Here is a 6,537-nt window from a genome sequence, read left to right on the forward strand (position 1 = left end):
ATCGTCTTCGAACCCTTCTTCCTTCGCACACCGCCTTGCCGCGGGATGGAGCAGCCCGGTAGCTCGTCAGGCTCATAACCTGAAGGTCGCAGGTTCAAATCCTGCTCCCGCACCCAAATACTCAAAAGCCCCGTAGCTCCATGCTGCGGGGCTTTCTGCTGGCCTGAGCATTGGGGAACCGCCAGGTTTTGCCGGCGACACTGTGATCGACCGTTCGCAGCTCAGTCGCCGAGCGAGAACCAGAGACAGGATGTTCGGCTGGGCGGCGGCGTCCGGGAACCAGGCGCCGAGGCTGTCGCCGTCGAATGCGGCGGCCCAGACGGGATCGCCCGTCATCATGTCGTGCCCCAGCCGGGCGACCTGATCGAGGTCAGGCCGCCAGCCGCGCCCTCGCCTCGGTCGGCAGTGCGAAGGACCACCGGTGAACGCCGTCGTCGATTTCTATAATGCGATCAGCCTTCGCTACGTGCTTCTGATCGCCGGATTGATGCGTCTCAGTCCGTCCCTGCCGGCGAGCAGCCTTCCGCTGCAGCGCGCGGACTGATCGACCGACCGTCACAAATTGAAGCCAAGCCTGATTTGAGCCGGCCGTCGTGCCGGGCCTCACTGAGGCGATATTCTGGAGCAGAAGCATGGTGCTGTTTTCGGGCCTTTCGGCCTTTCCCATCACTCCGATGACATCCGATGGCGCGGTCATCGCACCTGACGTTCAGCGGCTGGTCCGGCGCATCGAGGCGGGCGGGGCGGATTCTGTCGGCCTGCTTGGCAGCACCGGGACCTATATGTTCCTCAACCGCGACCAACGGCGACGCACCGTGGCGGCGGCTGTCGAAGCCGTCGCCTCGATCCCGATCATCGTCGGCGTCGGCGCCATGCGGACTGACGAGGCCCAGGCCCTGGCGCGCGACGCGGCCGGGGAGGGGGCGTCCGGCCTGCTCCTGGCGCCGGTCAGCTATACGCCGCTGACGGAGGGGGAGGTCTTTCAGCACTTCCTCGCCGTGGCCTCGGCCACCGACCTGCCGTTGTGCATCTACAGCAACCCCGGCACGACTCGCTTCACCTTCAGGCCGGAACTGGTCGCGCGTCTGGCGGCGATCCCGACCGTGGCCGCGATCAAGTTGCCGCTGCCGGCGTCCGGCGACATCGCCGCCGACCTGGCGGCTTTACGGCAGGCGGCGCCGGGTCTGTCCATCGGCTACAGCGGCGACTGGGGCTGCAAGGCGGCGCTGCTGGCGGGCGCCGACTGCTGGTACAGCGTGGCCGGCGGGCTGTTTCCCGAACAGGCTGCGGCGCTAGCGGCGGCGGCCATCAGGGGCGATCGCGAGGAAGCGGAACGATGCGAGGCTGTATTCGCCGGCCTGTGGGACCTGTTCCGAGCGCACGGCAGTCTTCGGCTGATGTATGCAGCAGCGCAGATGCTGGAGTTGACGGAGGCGTCGCCGCCGAAGCCGTTGCAGGGACCCGATGAGGGGCTGAAGGCCAGTCTCTCGAAGGCTTTGCCGCGCTAGGTCGGCCGAGGCCAAGCGCCTGCTTTCAACCGAAAGGCAGCTGTCGCGCTGTGGCGAAGGAGACGCTCGCCAGAGGCTGGCGTCATCGAGCGCCTGGTGCGCAGGGATCTCCGCCGGGCTTAACCCCGACGCCTCAAGATCCGCAGCGGGCGGCTTAATCCGGATAGGGCGCCTCAGGCCGTCCTCGTCAGGCGGCCGGTCAACCCATGATCTTCCAGACCCGCCCGACCGGTCTCGAGGTCAGGATCAGCGAGCCTATCGGCCTCGGCCGCTGTCGATGAAGATCTTCACCGAGGCGGCGTTGCGGCCCTGGCCGCGGGCGCCGTCGCAGGCGATCGTCTGGATATAGGAGGTGAGGCTGTTGGGGGCGATGTCCTCCCATTCGGCCGTCGCGTTCTCGATGCGGTCGATTTCCGCGCCGTCGGGACCGTATTCCAGTTCCAGCACGACGCGGGACTGCTTGGCGGCGCAGCGAAGGGCGATATCTTCTTGGGTGTGGCTGTAATCGCCGGCGGCGCCCTCGATCGGCACCCGGGCGATGCGGATCGTCGTGTCGTCGCCCAGCGTGCTGATGCCTCCGACGTCGGCGAGATAAACCGTGCGGGCGCTGCGCGAGAAGACGTTCCAGTCTTCCGCGGCGGCGGCGCTTCCGGCAATGCCGGCGGCGGCGGTGAAAACGAGGCTAAGGATAAAAGGCTTCATCTGAATCCTCCCCAGGATGGCCCGGATATCACACCTGAACGGATGAAATTTCAACTGGTGAAGGTCGACCAATTGTCGCGATCAGCCGTTAGCGTGGAGCCATGAAACGTCTCTTCCTGAGCCTGATCCTGCTGATTCTCCCGACCGCAGCCTGGGCGGAGCCCGCCGCCGGCTTTCAGTCCGAACGTATTGTCGTCGAGGCTCGGGGCGAGGGGCCTGACGTCATCCTGATCCCGGGGCTGGCCTCCACGTCGGCTGTCTGGGACCGAACGGCGCGGGCGCTCGAGGGCCGTTACAGGGTCCATTTGGTGACTGTGCGCGGCTTCGGCGACGTGCCGCCGTCGGCCAACGGCTCCGGCCTTGTCGGCGGCCCGACGGCGGCGGAGGTCCGACGCTATATCGTCGAACAAGGACTGAGACGGCCCGCCGTCATCGGCCATTCGATGGGCGGTCAGATCGCCCTGCGCATCGCCGCCGACGCCGGGGCGCGCGTCGGCCGGGTCATGGTGGTGGACGCCTCGCCCTTCTTTCCGTCGTTGATCAGCGCGGGGGCGACGAGCAGCGATGTCGAGCCTCTGGCGCGGCTGGCCTATCAGGGCCTGTTGCTGCTGGGGGACGAGGCCCTGCGAACCCAGGCCAGCAGTCTGGGCGTCGAGATGGGCGGGGCCAGCGACAGCCTGTTCGGCACGCTCGGCTGGCAGGGCGGCGACCGACGCACCCTGGCCCAGGGCCTTTACGAGGTGATGACGGTGGACCTGCGTTCGCGCCTGCCTTCGATCACCGCCCCTGTCACCGTCGTCTATGGCTGGAGCGCCGACGACCGCAGCCCGCGCAGCCAGATCGACGGCCTGTTCCGCGCCGGCTACCGCTCGCTGCCGCGCCCGGCCGAGTTCGAGCGCATCGAAGGGGCCGAGCACATGGTCATGATCGACCAGCCGCGCCGTTTCCAGGCGGCGGTCGAACGCTTCCTGCGCTGAGGGTTCAGTGCGGCTGAAGCCGGCGGATGGAGGCCAGCAGGGCCGCATCGTCGGTCATGTCGCCCTCAATGACATACTGGGGGCGTTGCGGTTCGTTGTTGCCGCGCGCGCGACCGCGATAGACCTTCATCGGCACGGCGATCTGGGCCAGGCCGCTGGGCAGGACGGGTTCGCGGATCTCCATGTAGACGGTGTCGGCCGAGGTCTCGCGTCCGACCTGGACGGCGCCCACGGTCTTCCACAGATCGACGGCGTCGAGGCAGGCCGAGCCGCAGCTGGCATCGGTCAGGACATAGACCCGGCCCGCCATCAGCTGCGGCGCGGGCGGCGGCGGGGCGGCGTCGGCCGGGTCTTCGTCATTGGTGCTGCGCCAATAGACCTGGCCGGCGGCCTGGGCGGCCTTCATGCCGTTGACGGCGTTTTCGGCCCAGGCGATCAACTCGGGCTGGCCGTTCGTGGCGCGCAGCTTGTCCAGGAAGGCGGAGATTTCGGCGATGTTGCCGTCCGAGGCGCGCCAGTCGACGGACTCGATCGCCGGTTCGGGGTGGGCGGTCATCCAGTCGTCGCCCCATAGGACCTGGGCCATCAGCTGGCTCCAGTGCGAGGAGCCGCCGCCGTTGCCGCGCAGGTCCAGCACCACATAGGGGGCGGCGCGCAGGGCGTCCTGCTTGGTCTTCATGTCGGCGATCAGGGCGGTCAGCTTGGGATGGATGTCGCCGTTCGGGTCGCTGTTGAACGAGGGGGTCGAGATCCAGAAGCCGCCGTCGTCGAAGTGCTTCAGGGCGAAGTCGGGCCTGGCGCTCGGCATCAGCTTGGTGCGGCGATCGCTTAGATCGTCGGGCGTCGCGCGCCAGTCGAGGGCGTAGGTCCTGGTCGCGCCGTCCGCCTCGAAACGGCAGGCCTTCATCTCGGTTTGCCAAGGGTTTTCCGCATTCAGGAACATCCAGTCGCCGAAGCGGGTCTTGATCGCCTCCAGGAACCAGCGCCCCCGGAACTGGCCGATGCGCTGCTCCGACAGGGTGGCGGCGTTCACGCCGTCGCAGTCGATCAGTCGGGCGCCCAGCGGCGGGGCGGCGGCGTCGGCGTCATCGCGGTTCGCCACCACCTGGTCGGCGCCGCGATAGACGGTCAGGAAACCGGGCCAGCGGGTCGGGAAGCCGAAGTCCCTCTGGGTCATGCTGATCTGGACGTGGCCGTCCTCGAAGCTGGCGACATAGGCGCGCAGCGCCCACCACCAGCCGCCGGCGTCCGTGGTCGTCTTGGCCCGCTCCAGAGCCGTGGCCAGGCCTTGATCCAGACGGGCGCGGAACTGGGGATTGAGGGGATCATGCGTGCCCGGGTGGCTGTCGATCATGACGGCGTGCAAGGCCGTCGCGTCCTCGACCAGGGTCGCCGACCAGTCGCGCGGCTGAAGCATGGGCTTGGCCGCTTCGACCGCTGGGGCTTCCTGAGCGAGAGCCTGCGTCGCGCCTGTCATCGCCAGACAGGCGACGCCCGCCGTCAGAAATCGTTTCATGTCCGTTCCCCTGCTGGTGTCGGCCAAAGTGGGTGGCAGGGCGGCAGAGGGCGCGCCAGTTAAGCTTTGGTCATGGAGCGCGGATCAGGCCGCCGCGCGCAGGGCCTCCAGCAGGCCCTTGCCGTAGCGTTCCAGCTTGCCCGCGCCGACGCCGGAGATGCGGCCGAGGGCGTCGAGATTGCGCGGCTCGCTGAGGGCGATCTCGACCAGGGTCTTGTCCTGGAAGATGACATAGGGCGGGACGTGCTGCTCGGCGGCGCGGTCGCGGCGCCAGGCGCGCAGGACCTCGAAGCGGGCGCGCACGTCCGTGTCCAGGGCCTCGACGGCCAGGTTACGGCCGGCGTTGCGGCGCGGCCGTTCGGCCTCGACGACGCGGACGGGGGCTTTGCGCACCCGCACCGGGCGCTCGCCGCGATAGACGGCGCGGACGGCCTCGGGATCGCCCAGCTGGATGATGGGCTTGCCCTCGTTCGGGTCCTCGACCAGCAGGCCCTCGAACAGCAGGTGGTCGATGACGTCGCGCCAGGCGGTCAGCGACAGGTCGGCGCCGATGCCCCAGGTGGACAGGTTCGCTTCCCAGTTCTGGACGTCCTTGGTCTTGCCCAGCAGATGATCGATGACGCGGGTCCGACCGAAGCGTTCGCCGAGGCGCTGCACCGCCGCCAGGGCCTTTTGCGCCGGGACCACCGCGTCAAACGTGGTGGGCGGATCGCCGCAGATGTCGCAGACGCCGCAGGGCTGGGCGTCCTGTTCGCCGAAATAGCGTCGCACGGCCTGGGGTCGACAGGTCGCGCCGTCCAGCATGGCGAACAACTGGCGCACCTTACGCGTCTGGACCTGCTTGACCTCCTCGGCCATCGGGCGGCCTTCGAGGCGGCGCAGGGACCAGGCGATGTCGGACGAGCCATAGAGGGTGATGCCCTCGGCCGGTTCGCCGTCGCGCCCGGCGCGGCCGATCTCCTGCCAGTAGGCTTCCAGCGACCCGGGCGGATCGGCGTGGATGACGAAGCGGACGTCGGGTTTGTCCACCCCCATGCCGAAGGCGATGGTGGCGACCATGACGGCCCCGTCCTCGGCCAGAAAACGCTCCAGCCGCCGGTCGCGTTCGCGGGCGTCGAAGCCGGCGTGATAGGCGATGGCGTTGGTCCCGGCGTCGCGCAGGGTCTGCGCCACGCGCTCGCAGCCGTCGCGGCTGCCGCAATAGACCACGCCCGACTTGCCCCGGCGCTCGCGGACCAGTTCGACCACGGCGGCGTCGGTGCGGGCGCGCGAACCGTTGATCTTGCGCTCGGCCGACAGTTGCAGATTGGGGCGGGCGAAGCTGTCGACGAAGACGCGGGCCTCGCCGAGGCGCAGCGAAGCCAGGATGTCGTCGCGGGTGCGGGCGTCGGCGGTAGCGGTCACGGCGATGCGCGGCACGCCGGGGAAGATCTCGGCGAGACGACCCAGCGTGCGATAATCCGGCCGGAAGTCGTGGCCCCATTGCGAGACGCAGTGGGCCTCGTCGATGGCGATCAGGCTGAGGTCGATCTCGGACAGGCGCTCCAGCATGGAGCCGGCGGCCAGGCCTTCGGGCGAGACGTAGAGCAGGTCCAGTTCACCCGAGCGGGCGGCGCGCCAGATGGCGGAGCGCTCCTCCATCGGCACGCCGGAATCGAGGCGGGCGGCGGCCACGCCCTGCTGCTTCAGGGCCTCGACCTGATCGGTCATCAGGGCGATCAGCGGCGACACCACCAGGCCGACGCCGGGGTGCAGGATGGCGGGGATCTGATAGCAGACGCTCTTGCCGCCGCCGGTCGGCAGGACGGCCATGACGTCGCGCCCGGCCAGAACC

General features: G+C 68.9%; 6 protein-coding genes and 1 tRNA gene. 4 read left to right on the forward strand and 3 right to left on the reverse strand.

Annotated elements, in window-relative coordinates; genetic code table 11:
• The first annotated feature begins 39 nt into the window (after positions 1 to 39).
• The 3 genes from VGE49_RS11640 (at position 40) to VGE49_RS11650 (ending at position 1,508) form a co-directional block, all read left to right on the forward strand.
• Positions 40 to 116: transfer RNA gene (locus VGE49_RS11640), tRNA-Met, on the forward strand.
• Positions 117 to 421: 305 nt separating this feature from the next.
• Positions 422 to 544, forward strand: coding sequence for a hypothetical protein (locus tag VGE49_RS11645; protein ID WP_331034714.1), 123 nt, complete (start codon positions 422 to 424; stop codon positions 542 to 544).
• A gap of 88 nt (positions 545 to 632) precedes the next feature.
• On the forward strand, positions 633 to 1,508 hold the full coding sequence (locus VGE49_RS11650; RefSeq protein ID WP_331034715.1) for a dihydrodipicolinate synthase family protein: 876 nt from the start codon (positions 633 to 635) through the stop codon (positions 1,506 to 1,508).
• A 255-nt stretch (positions 1,509 to 1,763) separates the two neighbouring features.
• Here VGE49_RS11650 and VGE49_RS11655 read toward each other — a convergent pair whose 3' ends face one another.
• A complete protein-coding gene (locus tag VGE49_RS11655; protein WP_331034716.1) occupies positions 1,764 to 2,282 on the reverse strand; it encodes a hypothetical protein in 519 nt (172 codons plus the stop codon).
• Between the two features lie 29 nt (positions 2,283 to 2,311).
• On the opposite strand from VGE49_RS11655, the gene VGE49_RS11660 reads away from it, so the two are divergent.
• Positions 2,312 to 3,187, forward strand: coding sequence for an alpha/beta fold hydrolase (locus VGE49_RS11660; RefSeq protein ID WP_331034717.1), 876 nt, complete (start codon positions 2,312 to 2,314; stop codon positions 3,185 to 3,187).
• A 4-nt stretch (positions 3,188 to 3,191) separates the two neighbouring features.
• On the opposite strand, the gene VGE49_RS11665 is transcribed toward VGE49_RS11660, so the two are convergent.
• Together VGE49_RS11665 and recQ are read right to left on the reverse strand one after the other, a co-directional pair.
• A complete protein-coding gene (locus VGE49_RS11665) occupies positions 3,192 to 4,703 on the reverse strand; it encodes a S41 family peptidase (protein WP_331034718.1) in 1,512 nt (503 codons plus the stop codon).
• Between the two features lie 84 nt (positions 4,704 to 4,787).
• Positions 4,788 to 6,537, reverse strand: a 1,750-nt coding sequence (gene recQ, locus VGE49_RS11670) for a DNA helicase RecQ (protein WP_331034719.1), incomplete at its 5' end; no start/stop codon positions are given.

The organism is Brevundimonas sp. (assembly GCF_036405315.1).
Classification (GTDB): domain Bacteria; phylum Pseudomonadota; class Alphaproteobacteria; order Caulobacterales; family Caulobacteraceae; genus Brevundimonas.